Here is a 2008-nt window from a genome sequence, read left to right on the forward strand (position 1 = left end):
TTTCAACATCAGCATCAGATGGCAAAGCTAATCTGCATCAGGGTGCAGTAGGTGTCGGAATATGTCTTAATACAGGAAGAGCTGTAAGAGCTGTACAGCACAATGAGCCTATTACAATTCATCCTGACACAGACAAGGTTCTCTCAGAACTTCGTGTCCCTCACTGGAGAGAGGTTTTAGAGCTTGCTTCATCCTGTTATGACATGTCAGGACTTGGGTATATAGGTACTGATATTGTACTTGATAGAGACAAGGGACCTATGCTTCTTGAACTTAACGCAAGACCAGGCCTTGCAATTCAGATCTGTAACAATGCAGGATTACTGCCAAGACTCAGACTGATTGAAGCTATGACTAAAAAACACCGTCTTAGTGTTGAACAAAGAGTAGCTTTCTCAATGCAGCACTTTGGTGTTTTCAAAGATTAAATTCTATTTCCTTTTTGACATGCTCCTCCTGCAAAAGCAAGAGGATGCAGATGCTAACTGCCTGACTGTAGGAACAACCTTTTTAATTTTGTCATACAGTTTTAATGCTGCATTTATCTGTTGGACTGTATATGCCATAGATCACCTCGCTTAGGTATCCAGGATTTTGTCCGCATCACTCTAAAGAAATGATTGTTGAGTTGTCTTAATGATCGTCTGTAAGCTCAACTTTGTTTAGAAGTGACATTAGAAGTGACATTAGAAGTGACAAAAAAAATGTCACTTCTAAAAGAAGTAAATAGATTGTATTGGTTATATTTTGTTTTAAAAACAATAAAATAAGTAAAAAACTTGGTCAAAAAATATTTTTGAGAAGTGACATTAGAAGTGACAAAAAAAATGTCACTTCTAAAAGAAGTAAATAGATTGTATTAGTTATATTTTGATTTAAAAACAATAAATGCCATAGTATTATCTCCTTTTCTAATTAAAGTATTGATTCTAATTTAGAAGTCGAAATCTGCTCCTGACCTAAAGTCTTCATCATCGATATCTTGATTCCATAACTTGATAAGTAGATCTCTATTCAGCTCTACGAACTTTCTGACCCTAGCTAGATCACTAGGAGATATGTCTACCTTCTTACTAACTAGAATTCTTCCATCTATTATAGACATAGGTATAAGGTCACTCTTAGATGTAGTTCTATCTGAGTAATTATTCTGAAATTTTATCGTAGGTTCTCTATGCCTGACACTCAGGTCAGTAGATATCCATATATTAACTGGCAGTGCCTTGTACTTAGATTTTCTGAGATTAGACATCTCAAATAAAATTTCATCCATAGATCTATCCTAATTAATGTATATATAGCAAGATAAGATTAGAAGTCTTGAGTCAAGAAGAGGAAGAGCTTTCACACACTTCTCACAAGGATAATGTTAAAAGACAATATATCAAATCAAAATACCAATGCCTAATATTAGGCCTTGCAGCAACTCTAAATGAGGTGGAAACGGTGCCTTTTGTCAAAAGGATCCATTCAAGGCTCCTTTCTTTTCATTATTTATTATTAAATATCTTCTTTTCTTCAGACTTTTTTATGCAGAGATATATACAGAAAATAAAACCAAAAAGTGGAATTATTATAAGCCATGCATAATATGTGTTCAGACCGATATACTTAAGTCTTTTTGCCACACAAAAATATCCAAAGATAAATACAACAAAAATTTTTAAAGCGTTAAAAAAAGCCATAACACCACTGTCGGCTAAACTGCTTTGAATTGCTCTTTCAACAATAGACAAAAACACCATAAAGATAAAAAAAACTATAAAACAGATAATATATTTTGACCTGGTCATTTTTTTCCTGCCTACTGTAAAAAAAAACAGTGTCAATGCATTACTCTATGCACCGACACTGTCATTTTTGTAAAATCTAATTAGATGTGCTTGATAATCTCATCACCGAATTCACTGGTAGTTAAGGTTGTTGCACCTTCCATTAAACCAGCAAAATCAGATGTTACACGCTTTGAGGTAATAGCCTTTTCCATAGCATCAACAATCAAATCAGC

3 protein-coding genes are annotated in these 2008 nt (G+C 34.0%); 1 reads left to right on the forward strand and 2 read right to left on the reverse strand.

Going from position 1 to position 2008, the window contains the following annotated elements; translation table 11 throughout:
* Positions 1-428 (forward strand): sugar-transfer associated ATP-grasp domain-containing protein (locus ACJML3_RS09270; protein ID WP_406022611.1); only part of this gene is annotated, 428 nt, incomplete at its 5' end.
* A 506-nt stretch (positions 429-934) separates the two neighbouring features.
* Here ACJML3_RS09270 and ACJML3_RS09275 read toward each other — a convergent pair.
* Positions 935-1273: a hypothetical protein gene (locus ACJML3_RS09275; RefSeq protein ID WP_406022613.1), complete on the reverse strand. Its 339-nt coding sequence runs from the start codon at positions 1271-1273 to the stop codon at positions 935-937.
* Between the two features lie 217 nt (positions 1274-1490).
* Positions 1491-1793 (reverse strand): DUF805 domain-containing protein, encoded by a 303-nt coding sequence (locus tag ACJML3_RS09280; protein WP_406022615.1) that lies wholly within the window; start codon positions 1791-1793, stop codon positions 1491-1493.
* Positions 1794-2008: the final 215 nt, after the last annotated feature.

It is taken from the genome of Succinivibrio sp. (assembly GCF_045124615.1).
In the GTDB taxonomy this organism is placed as follows: Bacteria; Pseudomonadota; Gammaproteobacteria; order Enterobacterales; family Succinivibrionaceae; genus Succinivibrio; species Succinivibrio faecicola.

Coding starts and splice junctions, on each gene's coding strand:
- ACJML3_RS09275 (WP_406022613.1), bottom strand. CDS start 1,273: ATGGATGAAATTTTATTTGAGATGTCTAATCTCAGAAAATCTAAGTAC.
- ACJML3_RS09280 (WP_406022615.1), bottom strand. CDS start 1,793: ATGACCAGGTCAAAATATATTATCTGTTTTATAGTTTTTTTTATCTTT.